Here is a 16,966-nt window from a genome sequence, read left to right on the forward strand (position 1 = left end):
AGGTGATCACGTGGGGCCCTCTGGTTCGGATTCGATCTTCGCAAATCCAGTCCTACCAGGGGCCCTGCGTCCCTTCGTGATCCGGTACGACCCCATCCCAGCAAGATCAACTTACTGAGAAAACCTCATTGTGCAGAGAGTTCCGGACGTATTCGAATAAGCCTACGTCGCAGTGGTATTCAGTATTCCGACAATTGTTCCCGGCCGTCGACTGGCGGCCGCCGGCCGTCTGCCGGCGGTCGTCTGAGGTGATTCCGATGCTTCCCCTCCACCGCCGAGTCGGGTGAGCGACGGACGAAAAGTCTGAATCCCGTTGTGTACGTCATCTTCAGGTGGCGCCTTGGTAGTCGGCGCGCGAATGCCAGGTCGACACGGCCCAGATCACAACTACATCGAGCGCGATGATCAAGATGGACCACCACGGGTAGTACGGCAACCATAGGAAGTTCGCCAATATCGACAGCGCGGCGATAATGATCGCTGTCACCCGTGCCCACGTTGCGCCGGTCATCAAGGCAATGCCCGCAATCACCATCACCACACCCATGACGATGTGGATCCATCCCCAGGTGGTGAAGTCGAATTTGAAGGTGTATTCCTGGCCTCGGACGAAGAGTTCGTCCTCGGCCACCGCCGCGATTCCCTGGAAGAGCTGCACGATGCCGACGGTAATCAGGATGACCGCCGCTCCGATCGAGATTCCCCCGGCGATGCCCTGTTTGACGCCGATGCTTCCCTGTCTTTGACCCATGTCTCCGGTCATGACATCCCCTCGCAGGTCGAATAGGACAGCCTCAGTATGCGCCGACGACCTCGGCTCAGGTAAGAATGCGGACCAATCCTGTCCGACGGACTGCGCTTGCGCTGACTGCCGGTCCCTGTCGTACGGCCGGATGCCCGCAATCGGCAAGTCGCAGGACGAGAGCGGACGACTCGATATGGACCCGACTCGGTCATGAACGGGGATCCGGTGGGCGTCGACAACAGTGGCCCACACTGTCATTCTTTCTACGACGAGTTCTTTCTACTACGAGCCCGATACCGCAGGTCGAACCGATTTACTCGATCAACCGGTGCACGATGCACGAGCGTGTCATGAAAATGTGGGCTGCGGAGCACCGATCCGATCCGGCTGCAAAAGGAAGTACGACCGATGGAAACCGATTCGCACGCGCTGCTGCACGGACCGTTGTTCTCGCACCGTCGGCCACTGGACAATGAGAACGCAGCAAGTCGGATCAGTGCCTATATCTACGGCAACATCCTCGTGCTTGCGGCGCTCGTGCCGGTCACCACGTCGGATGAGCACGTCGGGATCCTTGTCGTTCTCGGTACGGCTCTATCCACATTCGTCGCCCACGTCTTCGCCGAAGCCGTGGGCCAGAGTGTGCGAGAACGTAGTGCGTTGACCCGGGCGGAAAAATTACGCGAGTTGCGCAATTCCGTACCAATTCTGAGTTCCGCAGTGTTGCCGTGCACAATTCTGGCGATCGGTCTTCTGGGATGGATCGAGCCGAGGACTGCCCAGATCGTGGCGGAGGTCGCTGTGCTGGTCCGCATAGGGGGCATCGTGTGGGTCATCGGCCGATTGAAAGGCGAGAGTCCCACGCGCGCTTCGGTTGTCGCTGCTGTTCTTTTGACCGTGGTAGCCACCGCCGTCGTGATCGTGAAGATCTTGTTTACCCACTGAGAGCCGCAGCGTCTCGAGGTGGCCCCTCGGAACTGTTGGGCGGTGGCGGCCGCCCTTTCTATTCCCGAACCGAGGACTGTGTCGGTGTGGTCAAATTAGGAGGTGTGTAGATGGATGGACTACTCGGTCGATCCGATCCTCGTCGAGGACCTGCTGTTCGAGTCCGGGCATGCTCCGATCGACCGAAACCTGTCGGCACGTCCGATCGCCGCAGTTACCAAGGTTGCCGGGACGGCCGAAACCCTCGGCCACGCCCACCGAGTGAACATCCTGTGCAGATAGCGGTTGTTACAACAGACGACGAATCGAGTTCGAGTGTGAGCCGACCGCCCGTCTTCCTGCTGCTCGACACCCCCGCGGCACCCGCACCAGCGCTGCGGACATATCCGACAATTTGGAGGAGACGACCGTGTACACGTACAAGGTGATCGAAGTCCGCGAAAAGATGCTCGGCGGCAAGATGTCCGGAGACAAACTCGAGCGGCTTATCAACGAACAGGCGCGCCAGGGTTGGCGACTGAAAGCGATCACTTCGGCGGACATCAAGGGACGGCTCGGCCCCGGGGGCGTCGAAGGACTGCTCGTGACATTCGAACGCGAAGGCTGATGGACAGCATGCCGTGGGTGCCTCATCGCCGTGAATTGCCGTGGGGGCGATACATGCCACTCGATCGACAGAATGGGAGAACACGATGCGTATCGAGGACTACGGCCTGATCGGAGATCTGCAGAGCGCGGCCTTGGTCGGCCGTGACGGTGCCGTCGACTGGCTGTGCCTGCCCCGGTTCGATTCCCCATCCTGCTTCGCCGCCCTGATCGGCGACGATCGGCACGGGCACTGGAGTCTTCGTCCGGCCGGTGCGAGTGTGGACATCACGCGTCGGTACCGCGCTGGAACGCTCATCCTCGAAACCGATATCGAGACCGCGGATGGCGCGGTCCGAATCATCGATTTCATGCCTCGTCGTGGTGACGGGCCTCCGCAGCTGATGCGGATCGTGGAGGGCTTGCGCGGTCGGGTTTCGATGCGGATGAACCTGTCGATCCGGCCGGATTACAGCGAGATCACTCCGTGGATCGAACCTGCTGCCAACGGTGTCCTGGTCGTCGCCGGACCGGACTCGTTCCGGCTCGGCACCGCGGTACCCGTGCAGTTCGCGGACGGTAACGCGACCGCGGACTTCGTCGTCAACGAAGGTGGGCGCGAGCGATTCACGCTGTGCTGGCACAACTCGTTCGGTCCTGATCCGTTGATCGAGGACGCCGATTCGGCGCTGGCGCGCACACAGGCGTGGTGGCGCGAGTGGAGCGACCGCCTGGAGTACGCAGGACCATATCGCGACGAGGTGCTGACTTCTCTCATCGTGCTCAAGGCCATGACCTTCGAGACAACCGGCGCGCTGATCGCAGCCCCGACGACCTCCCTTCCGGAAGACATCGGTGGGGTACGCAACTGGGACTATCGTTACTGCTGGATCCGTGACTCGGTGCTTGCGCTGGAAGCCCTGCTGGCCGGCGGGTACACCGAGGAGGCGTTCTCGTTCCGCAACTTCCTCCAGCGGGTCGGAACGGGAGATCCCGCAAAGATCCAGATCATGTACGGCATCGGTGGTGAGCGGCGACTGATGGAGTTCGACCTGCCCCACCTGCCGGGATACGAGGGCTCCGCGCCGGTGCGCGTCGGCAACGCTGCGTCGGAACAATTCCAACTCGACGTCTACGGCGAACTGATCGGAGTCGCCTTTCTGAGCACCGAGGCCGTGGGACGGGTCGACCCCCGTTTGTGGCCGCGCTGGCGCACCCTCGTCGAATACGTCGAGTCGATCTGGGGCGAGCCCGACGACGGGATCTGGGAAACGCGCGGGCCACGACGTCACTTCACCCAGTCCAAGGTCATGGCCTGGGTGGTGTTCGATCGCGCGGTTCGCCTGGTCGAACGATACGACCTCGAAGGGCCGGTCGAACGCTGGAGACAGCTGCGCGACCGTATCCACGACGAGGTGTGTGAGCGCGGCTTCGACTCTCGACGCAACACGTTCACCCAGTACTACGGATCGGACGAGCTCGACGCCAGCGTGCTGACGATTCCGCTCGTCGGGTTCCTGCCGGGCACCGACGATCGGGTCACCGGCACGATCGACGCGGTCATCCGCGACCTCGGACGCGACGGGTTCGTTTCGCGGTACTCGACGGCTCGGACCGACGACGGCCTGCCCGGCGACGAAGGCCAGTTCCTGGCGTGTTCGTTCTGGCTGGTCAGTGCGCTGGCCTTGAACGGTCGTGTCGATCAGGCTCGTGCGCTGTTCGAACGACTCACTGCATTGAGCAACGATCTGGGACTGCTTGCCGAGGAGTACGACGTCGGGCGCGCTCGCCAGGTCGGCAATTTCCCTCAGGCATTCAGCCACCTGACACTCATCGGCGCGGCCTATGCCATCGCTGCCGCTGAAACCGCCGGAGGATGATGCCCGCGAGTACACCTAGCAGCGCCCAGCAGATGGCGGGCATTCACGGCACACCGGTACGAGGTCGATCAGATCTATCTGTTTGTCACTGCCGTCATCCGGGACGCAGAGAACCGGGAAGCCGTACTCGATCGCATCGAGGCGTACTGCGGTCTGCGACCGCGGACCCCATAGGGCGTCACCTGTTTCGGAGGATGCAATCGACGACGCGGACGCAAAGGCTGGAAACCGAACCCGTCCGAGGTGGTGACCCAACCGAGGGACCATGCCATGACAGATCGAGACACCCGCGCCGATCGTATCGAATACGGCGAAGCGGCACGGCGCCGAACCCCACTTGCCGCCCTTGCCGAACACGATTCGGTCCACGGCCGTGACCCGGTCGAGTTGCTCGAAATACAGGCGGCGATTCGGGTACCTGATCTCGTCCCGGTCCGGTACGGGCGGATGGCTGTCTCCGCGTTCACGTTCTTCCGCGGCGCCGCGTCGGTTATGGCAGACGACCTGTCCCGCACTCCCACCTCCGGTGTGCACACCCAACTGTGTGGCGACGCCCACCTGAGCAACTTCGGGCTCTTCGCGACCCCGGAACGCGCACTCGCGTTCGACCTCAACGACTTCGACGAAACCTATCCCGGACCGTTCGAATGGGATGTCAAGCGGCTCATTACGAGCCTTGTCGTCGCCGGCCGTGTCAACGGGTTCGGACGTAAGCAACGCCAACGGATCGCCCGTGCGTGCGCGACCGAGTACCGCGAGACGATGGCATTCCAAGCGGAAAGCAGTGAGCTGGCAGTGTGGTACTCGCACATCGATGCCGAGAAGGAAGTGACCGAGCTGCACTCCGTGCTCGATTCGTCGATGCGCAAACGTATTCGGAAGACGCTCGACAAGTCGCGGAGCCGCGACAGCGTGTCCGCGCTGTCCAAGCTGACGACTCGGGTGGACGGCATACCGCGGATCGTGAGTATGCCGCCGCTGATCGTCCCGATCGACGAGCTCCTCTCTGCCCACGATGCGGAGGCGGTCACTCGCGAAATGATCGGCCGGCTCCGCGAATACGGGCAGACCTTGCCACCCCACTACCGCATCCTGCTCGAGAGGTTCGAGTTCCTGCAGATGGCGCGCAAGGTGGTGGGTGTGGGCAGTGTCGGGACCCGGGCCTGGGTCCTCCTCCTCCGCGGTCTCGGCGACGATCCACTGTTTTTGCAGGCCAAGGAGGCGCAGCCGTCGGTCCTGGCGGCATATGTCGATGGTCCCTCGTTCGTCAATCAGGGGGAGCGGGTGGTGGCCGGGCAGAAGCTGATGCAGGCGACCGGCGATATTCTCCTCGGCTGGCAGCAGGGCCCCGGCATCGACGGCGTGCAGCGAGACTTCTACATCCGTCAGCTGCGTGACGGCAAGGGCTCGGCCGTCATCGAAACCATGACGCCGGAGCTGATGTCTCTCTATGGCCGGTTGTGCGCCCGAGTGCTCGCCCACGCGCACGCGCGGGCGGGCGACCGGTTCTCGATAGCCGGATACCTGGGATCGGACGAGGACTTCGACGACGCGCTCACCAGGTTCGGCGAGTCCTATGCCGACCAGAACGAGCGTGATCATGCTGCGTTGTGCCAGGCGATCGAAAACGGCCGGATTACTGCACACACGGGGATCTGACGGCGAGGAATTCCTCCGATGACAGGAGACATCGGATCTGGTGTCGGTCGTCGTAGCGCTTCCCATGGTCGTGAACAACTTGTCCTCCCTGTGGGCCGACCAGGTCCACCACGCCGCCGAGCAATCGCCGGCCGACGTCTCGGGGGCACCTCACCCACTGGAACGTGGACCGGCGCGGGATTCAGGCAGCTGCCGCATCTCCACGACATGTAAACCCAGCGATTGAAAACGGTTGAGTAGTCCGTAGAGATGGGCCTCGTCGACGACCGTGCCGTAGAACAGAGTCTGATCCGACATGGCGGTGTGATGGAGTTCGGGGAATGCCTCGGCGAGTGCCGCGGACACCAGACCGGCGATCCGGAATTCATAACGCATGGGCACTCATTTCGCGGAGCCGAGATTCGCGGAACCCGAGCCGTGGGGCCTCTACCTCCCAATCCTCGGCGTCACTCGGACGTGGGGCATCGCCCGATTCGGGGGAGCTGCGGATTACAAGAGCGCGAGCTCGCGAGCCCGGTGGACGGCCTCGCGGCGGCGGGTGACCCCGAGCTTGCGGTAAATGCTGAGCAGGTGGGTCTTGACCGTGTTGGTGGAGATGGACAGCGCGGTCGCGATCTCGTCGGTGGTCAGCATCGCCGCCGCCTGCCGCAAGACTTGGTCTTCGCGCTCGGTCAGCGGTGGGATCGCTGCGAGCGGTGGCGCGGCATGAGAGGACGCAGGTGCTTCGGCGGGCAACCAACCGTGCCCGGTCACCAATTGCGGGTCCTGCTCGAGGAGTTTCCGAACCCAGGGACCGCTTTCGACGAAGACCCGCCGCAGCCCTTCCTGACGCGCGAGCCCGAATGCCTGGCGCACCAGACGACGCGCCTCCTCGCTGTGACCATTGTCGACGGCCGACCGGGCGCGCAGCAGACACGCCTGCACCTGGAGGGTTGCCGTGGTGTTCTTATCCGCCCGCAGCTCGGCGAGGTCCTTCAAGGCATCGGCGTCGTCGTGACGGGCCGCAAGCAACGCCCGGGTGCGGGCGACGATGTGCTCGGGTCTGTCGGAGGGGGCGGCGTCGAGCACTGCCAGCGCAGCGCGCACGTCGGCCTGTGCGAGATGCACGGACGATTCGGCGATAGCCAGTTCGTCCATCGTCCAGGCCGCCGGGCGCCGCCGCGCCAGCGACGCGCGGGCAGTGTGAAGAAGAGCGAGCGCGATCTTCCAGTCCCCGTCGGTCGTGGCCAACCGGGAACCGATCACCGCGGCTGCCACGGCCACAGTCGGTTCGAGGTCCTGTCCGACCGAGTACCCGGCCAGGTCGAGATGAATGCGCGCGTTCACTCGATCGTCGCGTTCGGTGGCGACACCGGCCAGCACGAGGTGACTCGGCACGGTCGGATTGCCCGGCGGCAACGCGGATTCTTCGGCGAGCGCGATCGATCGGCGCGAATGGTTCTCCGCCCGCCGCAGCCGCCCCCGCAACAGCTCGACCAGGGCGAGCAAGCCCAGCGCATCGCACAGCATCTGCTCGGTGCCGGCCTGCCCGCACGCTTGAATTGCGGCGTCGAGTGCACTCGCGGCGCGGTCGAGGTGCCCAGCGCCGAGTTCTGCGGATCCGAGGCCGACCAGCACCATCACCGTGATTTCCGGGTGCTGCTCGATCAACCGCTGCGGGATTTCGTGGAGAAGCCGGTCGGTTTCGGCCGCAGACTGCCGTACCGCGTCCACGTCGCCGGCTACGCGCCCGGCGAGGACGCCGAGGAAGGCACGAACAAGGCGCGGTGGCAGGTACGCGCAGCCGCGCAGATACTCGTCGGCGCGGGCAAGGGCGGAATCACAGTCGGCGAGGTCGTGGTCGGCGAGGCGGCAGGCGGCTCGCACCAAGGCGGGGGCCGCGCCGGGGAGATTCTCCGGCATGGCGGAAAATACGCGGCGTAGCTTCTCGGTGTCCAGGCCGGTGAAGAGCCGGCCGAGTGCCAAGGTCTCGACCAGATGGTCGGTGGCGAACTGCCAGTCGCCGCCGATGGCGGCATGGGTAACGGCAGTGGCCAGGGCTCCGGAGCGGGCGAACCACCGCGCCGCCTGGGAATGAAGGTGGGATTCGAGGCCGGGGTGCCGGTGCCGCAGATGTGCGCGTAGTACACAGGCAAAAAGGGGATGCAGTCGGTACCAAGGTGATCCGTCGACCCGCTCGACGAACGCGTTGGCGCGGGCTAGTCCGGCCAAGGTCCAGGCGGCATCGCGTCGGCCGGTCAGGATGTCCGCCAGTTCGGGGTGGATCTGTTCGGTGATGCAGACGCGCAGCAGCAGGGTCTGCGTCTCGGCGGGCAGTACCTCGAGGACTTCGGCGAGCAAATAGTCGGCGATCGCGGTGCGGTCGGCGGCGAATTCGCCGATGAACTCTTCGGGGTCGGGGCCGGCCTGCATGGCCAATGCGGACAGGCGTAGACCCGCTGCCCAGCCCTCGGTGCGTTCTATCAGCAACGTCAGGGACGAGGGAGGAAGGTCGAGTCCGTGCTCGCGCAACAGCAGTCGGGTGTCGGCACGGGTGAACACCAGGTCGGCATTGCGGATCTCGGTGATGCCACCGGACGCCCGGTAGCGGTGCAGTGGCAGTAGCGGGTCGCTTCGGGCGGTGAGCACCAGGCGCAATCCGCCGGCGGCGTGCTCGAGCACGAAATGCAGCCCCGCGGTGATCTCCGCGGCGCAGGTCGCGTCGAGCTGGTCGAGAATCAGCACCACCGGGTCCGGCGTATTGGCCAGCGCGTCCGCGAGCCGGACCAACAGGGACTGATCAGCGTCCTCGGCCCGGGCCGGGGTGCCCACCTGTGGTAGCGGTATCCCGTGGCGGTGCAACGCCTCGATCAGGTATGCCCAGAACAAGCCGGGGGTGTCGCCCGGTTCCACGGTCAGCCATGCGATCGGCCCAGGGGCGTCGTCTGCGGTCACCCACTGGGCAGCCAGGACCGTCTTGCCGGCACCGGCCGGCCCGTTGATCAGCGTCAGTGGCCCCTGCACCCCGGCGGTGAGGCGCTCGAGCAACGCGGGTCTGGGGACGAGGTTTCTTCCTGCCGTGGGGACGGCGAACCGCGCCGCGAGGATGGGGTCGCCGGAAAACTTCAGGCGCCGGTGCCGGGGGACGTCGGTGCTGTCGGAAACTTCGCGGTTCTGCATGGGTTATCGAGGTCCTGAGGACAGTTCGGGAACTGCGCTCTTATTCAACTCCGCCGAACCGTGGTCGGTCACCCTTTTCGGGGGATGAGACCGGCAGTCGCGCTCCCGAGCATTCGTACTTGCTGCTCGACGACGTCCCGCGCCGTCGCGACCCCACGCGAGCACTGCCCTTCGCCGACCACGATGCCCACCGCTACCAACCGTCGGAGCAGGAACGGATGCCGTATCACCCACTGTCCGACCGAGAACCGAGCCGGCAATCGCGTGCCTGGACTGAAGGTCCGACCCCAGGCTGGTGCGTCGCACTCGACGACACGCGGTGACGGGAGGTTCTGAGCGGCCCTCGGAACCCGGAAATCCACGAGTGTCGCGGGGGTCGGGCCTCACCCGGAACGGATGAGCACCGACCTCGGCGGAGGAGCCTACCGTGCACTCGGGACCGGCGAACAGGGCGGTGCACCGCCGAAACGAGGAGCGATGGACGATCACGACGCGATCCACTCGGCGATCCCACTTCTGTTGATCGGGGCGGTGCTCGTCTACTCGATCGCAGCCCGCCGACTCGATCGTGCGAACGTCACCGCGCCGATGGTGTTCGTCTCCGTCGGTGTATTGGTCGGGGACACCGGGTTCGGACTCGTCCCGATATCTGCGGATGCGCCGTGGCTGTTGGTCGTCGCCGAGATCACCCTGGCGCTTCTCCTCTTCGCCGACGCCTCGCACCTGCGCTTGCGTGATGTCGGGGGGGATCCTCGTCCCGCCGCCGGACTGCTGTTCATCGGGTTGCCACTCACACTGGTCGTGGGGACCCTGCTTGCGTTCTCGATATTTCCCGAGCACGGTTGGGCGACGGCTGCCTTGATTGCAGCATTGCTGGCGCCGACCGACGCCGCACTCGGCGCCGCCGTGGTCAATGATCAGCGTGTGCCGTCCCGGGTGCGCAGACTATTGAATGTGGAAAGCGGCCTCAACGACGGTTTGGCGACACCGGTCGTGACCGTGCTCATCGTGGTCGTGGCCTCCGAATCGGGGCAGTTGGGGGGTCAGAACTGGGTGGTCGACGCTGCGTGGTCACTGTCGATCGCTTGTGTGGTGGCTGTCGTCGTCGGGGGTTTGGGGGGGCATCGTGGTGCGGTGGTGCCGCGACCACGAATGGAGCTCACCGCTCTCCGAGCAAGTTGCGGTCCTCGCGCTGGCGCTGCTCTGCTACTTCGCGGCCGTCGCCATCGAGGGAAACGGGTTCGTCGCCGCGTTCGTCGGCGGCATGTTCTTCGGATACATCACCCGCGAAGAACTGAGTGTACAAACCGAGTTCACCGAAACCAACGCAATTCTCGCGTCCTACGTGGTGTGGATCGCCTTCGGTGCGGCGATGGTGGGACCGGCCCTCGCCGACGCAACCGTCGGCACCTACGCGATCGCGATCGGTGCGTTGACCGTGGTCCGGATCATTCCCGTCGCCGTGGCCATGGCCGGCCACGGATGGGGGCTGCGGACCGTGCTGTTCGTCGGATGGTTCGGCCCCCGCGGGTTGGCCACCGTGATCTTCGCTCTCATCGCGCTCGAAGGGCTGGGCCGGACCGCGGTCGGTGATCACTTGGTGGACATTGCCTCGGTCACCGTGCTGCTGTCGATCCTCGCGCACGGGTTCAGTGCCTCCCCGCTGGCCGCGAGGTACAGCCGATGGACAGCGGGCCTGCCCGACGACGCACCCGAGAAGGTGACGGTGCGACTGACCTCGACCCGACGGTTGGGGCTGCATTCCGAACCGGTAAACGTGCCTCCAGCGGCGTCACGATGACCGCTGGAAGGGCGATTACTGCAGGAAGGGAGGTTCCGAGTAGTCATGGCGGTGTTCAAGGCTGCCCCCCCCTGCGACCTGCTTTCAGTAGTTCACAGCGGAACCGACCGCACTCGTAAAAGGAGTCACACAATGTTGGATTCATTCTGGGACCTGTTCTGGTACACGCTGATGGTGTTCGCGTTCGTCGCGTACCTGATGCTCCTGTTCCACATCTTCGGTGACCTGTTCCGCGACCGCACCACCTCCGGTCTCGGCAAGACCGCCTGGATCATCTTCTTGATCGTGCTGCCCTATCTCGCGGTGTTTGTCTACCTCATTGCCCGAGGTCGCGGCATGGCGGAACGGCAGCTCGAGGAACGTACCGCGGCCAAGCAGGCGACCGACAACTACATCAGAGGGGTGGCCGGCAAGTCCGCTGCCGAGGACATCGCCGAGGCAAAAGCTCTGCTCGATGGAGGAACGATCGACCAGAGCGAGTTCGAGCTTCTCAAAGCGCAGGCGCTCAGTGGGCAACCCCAGAGCGGAACGCATTCGGCGGAAGCTTCTTTCACCACGCGGACACCATGAGTGCCGCAACCGAGCTGATCGCGGTGTGGAAGTCGGCCGGGTCGACCAGCGTGTGTGGCGGCTTTCGACATAACCCGGACAGCGTCGGTTCTACTGAATTGAGAGGTGTGCAATGTGCCGGTGGATGGCGTATTCGGGTGAGCCGATCCTCGCCGCGGACCTGTTGTTCCGACCCGAACACTCGCTGATCGATCAGAGTCTGCACTCACGGCTCGGAGCGACGACCACCAACGGTGACGGCTTCGGTGTCGGCTGGTACGGCGAAGGCACCGAACCGGCGGTGTACAAGAGCATCGAACCGGCCTGGAACGACGAGAACCTGCGGGAAATCGCCCGTCAGGTACGAACCCCGATGTTGCTGGCGCACGTGCGGGCCTCGACCGGGACGCCGGTCCAGCGCAGCAACTGCCATCCCTTCCGGCACGGGCGATGGTTGTGGATGCACAACGGTGTCCTACACGGCTTCCACGAGATGAGGCGCGAGTTGCTACTGGCCGTCGACCCGGCCTTGTTTCTCGACATGGAGGGCTCGACGGATTCCGAAATGTTGTTCTACCTCGCCCTGACATTCGGTCTTGTCGACGATCCCTTCGCTGCCGTGGCCCGTGCGGTCGGCCTCGTCGAAGAGGTGGGCCGCACGCACGGGGTGGAGAATCCCGTGCAGATGACCGTCGCGACTACCGACGGCGAATCGCTTTGGGTATTCCGGTATTCCAGCGAGCGGCACTCTCGGTCGCTGTTCTTCTCCACCGAGATCGCGACGCTGCGTGCGCTCCATCCCGAGGTCGAGGTTCTGCAGGAGCTGGGCGGGGAGACCCGCTTCGTGGTGTCCGAGCCCCTGCGGGACCTCGAAGGCGCGTGGAACGAAGTGCCGGAATCCTCGGCCGGGAGGGTTGGGCCGGGTGGGAACGAGATCCGGGCATTCCGGCCGCTTGCTCCGACGTGAGGTCGCACTACTCGAGCGGGTCGAGTGCACGGGCGGCATCGGGGAGGAGTGCCCCATCAGCACGTGGTGGATCGTTGCAACCCGAGATGAGGGGTACCGCCGTGCTCGAAAGTTCGATCGTCGAACAGGGTTTCGTCGGGTATGCCGCGATCGCCGCTGGGATCTTTGTCTGGCACACATGCACACATCGGGTATCACCGCGTGGGGTGGAATCCATCTCCTGGTCGGCATTTGTCAGCGCTCGCCGGGGTGGTCTTGATAATCGATGAGACCTGGGCGCGTGGTGTCGTAATCGTCGTCGTGGGATTTTCGATCGTCCGTTGCCAACGTTCTGTGGTTGCGACTACGAAGAGAGTAGGTAGCGATGCTTCCGGTACCTGCGCCTGCGGCAAGTGCGCCGAAATGGGCGATGCCGCGTGGCGTCATTGTGCTGCTCGGCGGGGCGAGCCTGGTCATCGTCCTCGCTGCGATGAGGGTGTTTGCCGACGTCGTCGGCCCGGTGTTTCTCGCACTGATACTCGCCGTCGCAGTACAGCCGTTGCCCAATGCGCTGCGACGCAAGGGGTGGCCGGGATGGCTGGTTCTGCCGGTTGCGCTCGTCGCGCTGTGGGGGATCCTGGGAATTCTCGTGCTCGCCTTGGTGGTCTCGATCGCCCAACTCGCAACCCTGCTCCCGGAGTATTCCGACAAGTTCGACGACCTCGTCGATTCCGTGCAGTCCCAGCTGATGTCATACGGCATCGGCTCGGACCAGGTGCAGCAGATGCTCGCCCAAATCGATATCTCCAAAGTGACGGACCTGGTCGGCACGATTCTCGCAAGCACGCTCGCGGTGTTCTCGAATCTGGTTTTCCTGTTCGCCCTGCTGTGGTTCATGTCCGTCGACGCGGCCACATACACGTGGCGACTGAATACATTGAATCGGATCCGACCCGACATCGCTTCGGCGTTCGCGCTCTTCTCCCACGGCACGCGCTCCTATCTCGTGGTCTCGACCGTCTTCGGGTTGATCGTCGCGGTGATCGACGCGGGCGCGTTATGGCTGATGGGTATACCCCTGCCGATCCTGTGGGGTTTGCTGTCGTTCGTCACCAACTACATTCCGAACGTCGGTTTCGTCATCGGTCTCATTCCACCGGCGTTGCTGGCCTTGCTCGACGGGGGTCCGGTGCTGATGTTGTGGGTGATCGCCGTGTACAGCGTGATCAACGTGATCATCCAGTCGGTGATTCAACCCAAGTTCGTCGGTGACGCCGTCGGGCTGACGGTGACGCTCACGTTTCTCTCACTGGTGCTGTGGACGTGGGTGCTCGGACCTCTGGGGGCGATCCTGGCGATACCGTTGACATTGTTCGGCAAGGCAATGCTGGTGGACATCGATCCAGCGACACGATGGGCGGAGGTTCTGCTCACCAGCACATCGAAATTCGATGTCGGCGCCCCGGTACAGGACGAACCGGGCGGGGACGCCCTCGCTGCCGAGCCGGATGACGGGGCGAGCCGTGACGACTCACCGACGACTGTCCCGCCAGCGCACGGGGGCGTTCACCGGCGGCACCCTCGAACGCGTGGCGGTTGATGTCGGTGGCGACCCTTTCGTGGACCTCGAACGCAACGCCGCCGCAGATCCGTGATTGCAGATCTCCTCACGCGGAAGGACGAGATTCAGGGGAGCGTCGAGACCCGTTCGCTGTGCTTCTCTTTCATCACTCCCGGACTGTCGTTTCCGTCAGGGGCGGTGCGTCGACGGTGCCGGTGGGGAGGCGAAGCCGGATCCTACGCTGCCATTCGATCGGTGATAGCAGCTATGTGGTCGGGGACGTGGGTTGGTCGTCCTGCGGCACCGGCGAAGTTCGGGGCAAGAACACGGCGGCGGCGAGCCCGACGCAGCCGACGGCCGCGAGGACGATCATGGCGAGTGCGTACGAGCGTTCGGGGGTAGAGGTGATGCCGGCAACGAGGACGGTGCCTGCGACCGCGGCGCCGAGGGAGGAGCCGAGATTGGACACGCTGCGCGAGAGGCCGGAGATTTCACCCTGTAGATGCTCGGCGAAACTCGACTGCACGACGTTGACCGAGGGGGTGAGCATGACACCGAGGCCCAGCCCGATCAGCAGCAGTCCCGGCGCGAACGCCCAGACGTTCGGAGTGCCGCTCACCAGCGCCAGCAGGACGGCAACGCCGCCGATCACGACGAGGAAGCCGGCGAGGATCAGGGTGCGCTGCGCGCGCCGTTTGGCGAACCGTTCGGCAGCGAGGGAGGCCGCCAGCAGGCCCGCCGTCTCCGCGGTGAAGATCACGCCGGTCTCGATCGCGTCGTAACCCCGCACGACCTGCAGGTAGGCCGCGACCACGAACGAGACGCCGGTGAGCAGCAGCCACTGGGCGTTTTGGGTGACCAGACCGAGGTTGGAGGTGCGGTTGCGGAACAGTGCGGTCGAGAGCAACGGTTCGTTCCCGGCGCGTTCCTTGGCGCGCACCGACCGGAAGAACCACACGAGCACGAGGGCACCCGCAACGATCAGGGCGATCATCAACCAGGCGTTGTTGTCCGCGGCCAGAATTCCGGTAACCACCAGGACGAGACCGACCGCCGAGAGGACTGCCCCGCCGATGTCGAACGGACGGGTGCGGTCCGGGGGTAGCGGATCGGTGATGTTGCGGGCCAGCCACAAGATCACCACGATGACCAGGACCTGGAACCCGAACGCCGCCCGCCAGCTTATCGCCGAGGTGATCAGTCCGCCGATGAGCGGACCGGCAGCGGCACCGATGCCGCCCATTGCGCTGATAGCACCGAAGGCGCGGGCCCGCGAGGTGACCTCGGTGAACAACAGGGTCGTGAGGATGTAGACCGGGGGGATCAGCAGCGCCGTGCCCACTCCTTCGAGAATCGAATTGCCGAGAATGAGCACACCCAGACCCGGGGCGGCCGCGCTCATGGCGGCGCCGACGCCGTAGACGACCAGTCCGACGGTGAAACACCGCTTCCGTCCGTATTTGTCGGTCAGCTTGCCCCCGGGGATCATCAACGCCGCCATCACCAGCAGGAAGATGGTGATCGCGACCTGCACCCCTTGCACGCTGGTATCCAGGTCTTCGCTGATGTCGTTGATCATCACGTTCATGTTCGAGCCGGCGAAGCTGCAGATGAATTGGGCCAACGCCAGCGGGATCAAAATCCGGCGCAAGGCTGCCGTACGCTGATCGGCCTGATCTTCTCGAGCCATCTCGCACCTGTCCGGGTCGTGTCTATGTCAAACACTCCGACGCACTCCCACGAGACCGGCACCGTAAACGGGCCGTTTCGCACGTGGGATCTGCTGCTCAGTCACCCTACCCGCCGTAACCTGCCATGGTCGGTGGTTGGCGGTGGTGACCTCCGGCGACGACCTCGCGGGCCCCACTCCTGCCGCGAAGTGCCGCCGTCACCGGCTGGTCCGGAGGACAATGGCTTCCGCCGGAACACTTCACGCCTTGCCCGGGAAGGGAACGGTCATGTCCGAAGAATCTCTGGTCGAGCACGATACGAGACAAGGGACCGCGAGGGAGGGGGCGGTCCTGCTCGTCACCGTCGGTGTCCTCGAAGTACTCCAGGGTCTGTCCGCGATCGCCAAGGACGAGGTGATCGTCAGCGGAATCGACTACACCTACCAGTTCGATCTCACCGCGTGGGGATGGACCCACCTGGTGCTCGGCGTGATCGTCACCGCGATCGGGATCGTGCTGTTCGCCGGTGCCGCCTGGGCGCATGTGGGCGCCATGGTGATCTGCGCCGTCTCCATCCTCGTCAACTTCCTCTGGTTGCCCTACTACCCCATGTGGGCGATCACTATCATCGCGCTCAACGCAGTGGTGATCTGGGCCGTCTCGGCTCGGCACGGAAGAAGCGGGCGGAAAGGCCGCGTCGCACGGTGAGATGAAAAATCAAATGGTCTGTGCGACAAGGCGCCTGCCGGCCCACCGTGACGTGGAAGGCCCCACTCGAATTATGTCCCTGATGAAGCAGGGAGTCGGCGATGTCAGGCCAGGGGTGCGGCCGTAGCGGCACGGACCTGCTCGGCAGTGACACCGGGGGCACACTCGTGCAGGATCAGGCCGCGGTCGGCGACATCGATGACCGCGAGGTTGGTGATGATGCGCTGCACTACGGCTTGCCCGGTGAGGGGCAGGGTGCACGTGTTCACGATCTTGGAGTTTCCGTGCTTGTCGGTGTGTTCCATGAGCACGATGACTTTGCGGGCGCCGTGCACGAGATCCATTGCCCCGCCCATACCCTTGACCATGGCTCCGGGCACCATCCAGTTCGCCAGATCACCGGTGGCCGAGACCTGCATGCCGCCGAGCACGGCGGTGCCGACGTGGCCACCGCGAATCATCGAAAAGCTGGTGGCCGAATCGAAGAACGATGCGCCGCGATTGACGGTGACGGTTTCCTTGCCCGCGTTGATCAGGTCCGGGTCGACCTCGTCTTCGGAGGGATAGGGCCCGGTGCCCAGGATCCCGTTCTCACTGTGCAGGGTGACCTTCACACTCTCGGGCAGGTAGTTCGGAATCAGCGTAGGCAGTCCGATGCCGAGATTGACGTACTCGCCGGACGAGAGCTCGGCTGCGGCGCGGGCGGCCATCTCGGTGCGCGACCATCCTCTGGTCCGGATGTCTGTGGCTGTGGTCAT

General features: G+C 64.5%; 15 protein-coding genes and 1 pseudogene. 11 read left to right on the forward strand and 5 right to left on the reverse strand.

Annotation, left to right across the window (positions count from 1 at the left end; genetic code table 11):
* Positions 1-328: 328 nt before the first annotated feature.
* The gene (locus Q8814_RS08895) at positions 329-763 is read right to left on the reverse strand and encodes a DUF7144 family membrane protein (RefSeq protein ID WP_330151646.1); all 435 of its coding nucleotides are present in this window, start codon (positions 761-763) and stop codon (positions 329-331) included.
* Between the two features lie 390 nt (positions 764-1,153).
* Between Q8814_RS08895 and Q8814_RS08900 the strand changes: the two genes are divergently transcribed.
* The 5 genes from Q8814_RS08900 (at position 1,154) to Q8814_RS08920 (ending at position 5,814) form a co-directional block, all read left to right on the forward strand.
* The gene (locus Q8814_RS08900) at positions 1,154-1,690 is read left to right on the forward strand and encodes a hypothetical protein (protein WP_330151647.1); all 537 of its coding nucleotides are present in this window, start codon (positions 1,154-1,156) and stop codon (positions 1,688-1,690) included.
* A 114-nt stretch (positions 1,691-1,804) separates the two neighbouring features.
* Positions 1,805-1,972 carry a hypothetical protein gene (locus Q8814_RS08905; RefSeq protein ID WP_330151648.1) on the forward strand — a complete coding sequence of 56 codons (168 nt, stop codon included), beginning with the start codon at positions 1,805-1,807 and terminating at the stop codon, positions 1,970-1,972.
* Positions 1,973-2,099: 127 nt separating this feature from the next.
* A complete protein-coding gene (locus Q8814_RS08910; RefSeq protein WP_330151649.1) occupies positions 2,100-2,297 on the forward strand; it encodes a DUF4177 domain-containing protein in 198 nt (65 codons plus the stop codon).
* An 85-nt stretch (positions 2,298-2,382) separates the two neighbouring features.
* Positions 2,383-4,155, forward strand: a complete 1,773-nt coding sequence (locus Q8814_RS08915; protein ID WP_330151650.1) for a glycoside hydrolase family 15 protein — start codon at positions 2,383-2,385, stop codon at positions 4,153-4,155.
* Between the two features lie 270 nt (positions 4,156-4,425).
* The gene (locus tag Q8814_RS08920; protein ID WP_330151651.1) at positions 4,426-5,814 is read left to right on the forward strand and encodes a DUF2252 domain-containing protein; all 1,389 of its coding nucleotides are present in this window, start codon (positions 4,426-4,428) and stop codon (positions 5,812-5,814) included.
* A 150-nt stretch (positions 5,815-5,964) separates the two neighbouring features.
* On the opposite strand, the gene Q8814_RS08925 is transcribed toward Q8814_RS08920, so the two are convergent.
* Together Q8814_RS08925 and Q8814_RS08930 are read right to left on the reverse strand one after the other, a co-directional pair.
* Complete coding sequence (locus tag Q8814_RS08925; RefSeq protein ID WP_330151652.1) at positions 5,965-6,189, reverse strand: hypothetical protein; 225 nt, start codon at positions 6,187-6,189, stop codon at positions 5,965-5,967.
* Between the two features lie 114 nt (positions 6,190-6,303).
* A complete protein-coding gene (locus tag Q8814_RS08930; protein WP_330151653.1) occupies positions 6,304-8,973 on the reverse strand; it encodes a LuxR C-terminal-related transcriptional regulator in 2,670 nt (889 codons plus the stop codon).
* Between the two features lie 588 nt (positions 8,974-9,561).
* On the opposite strand from Q8814_RS08930, the pseudogene Q8814_RS26530 reads away from it, so the two are divergent.
* The 5 genes and pseudogenes from Q8814_RS26530 to Q8814_RS08950 form a co-directional block, all read left to right on the forward strand.
* Positions 9,562-10,038, forward strand: a pseudogene (locus Q8814_RS26530) (cation:proton antiporter domain-containing protein); the annotation flags it as partial.
* 61 nt (positions 10,039-10,099) lie between these two features.
* A complete protein-coding gene (locus Q8814_RS08935; RefSeq protein WP_330151654.1) occupies positions 10,100-10,774 on the forward strand; it encodes a cation:proton antiporter domain-containing protein in 675 nt (224 codons plus the stop codon).
* Positions 10,775-10,906: 132 nt separating this feature from the next.
* Positions 10,907-11,344: a PLDc N-terminal domain-containing protein gene (locus Q8814_RS08940; protein WP_330151655.1), complete on the forward strand. Its 438-nt coding sequence runs from the start codon at positions 10,907-10,909 to the stop codon at positions 11,342-11,344.
* 124 nt (positions 11,345-11,468) lie between these two features.
* Positions 11,469-12,290 carry a class II glutamine amidotransferase gene (locus Q8814_RS08945; RefSeq protein ID WP_330151656.1) on the forward strand — a complete coding sequence of 274 codons (822 nt, stop codon included), beginning with the start codon at positions 11,469-11,471 and terminating at the stop codon, positions 12,288-12,290.
* A 364-nt stretch (positions 12,291-12,654) separates the two neighbouring features.
* Positions 12,655-13,869, forward strand: a complete 1,215-nt coding sequence (locus Q8814_RS08950) for an AI-2E family transporter (protein ID WP_330151657.1) — start codon at positions 12,655-12,657, stop codon at positions 13,867-13,869.
* Positions 13,870-14,095: 226 nt separating this feature from the next.
* Here Q8814_RS08950 and Q8814_RS08955 read toward each other — a convergent pair whose 3' ends face one another.
* Positions 14,096-15,520, reverse strand: coding sequence for an MFS transporter (locus tag Q8814_RS08955; RefSeq protein ID WP_330151658.1), 1,425 nt, complete (start codon positions 15,518-15,520; stop codon positions 14,096-14,098).
* Between the two features lie 268 nt (positions 15,521-15,788).
* Here Q8814_RS08955 and Q8814_RS08960 point away from each other — a divergent pair, with 268 nt between their 5' ends.
* Positions 15,789-16,208 carry a DUF7144 family membrane protein gene (locus Q8814_RS08960; RefSeq protein WP_330151659.1) on the forward strand — a complete coding sequence of 140 codons (420 nt, stop codon included), beginning with the start codon at positions 15,789-15,791 and terminating at the stop codon, positions 16,206-16,208.
* A gap of 104 nt (positions 16,209-16,312) precedes the next feature.
* Here Q8814_RS08960 and Q8814_RS08965 read toward each other — a convergent pair whose 3' ends face one another.
* A complete protein-coding gene (locus Q8814_RS08965; protein ID WP_330151660.1) occupies positions 16,313-16,966 on the reverse strand; it encodes a CoA transferase subunit B in 654 nt (217 codons plus the stop codon).

It is taken from the genome of Rhodococcus chondri, assembly GCF_036327435.1.
In the GTDB taxonomy this organism is placed as follows: Bacteria; Actinomycetota; Actinomycetes; order Mycobacteriales; family Mycobacteriaceae; genus Rhodococcus; species Rhodococcus chondri.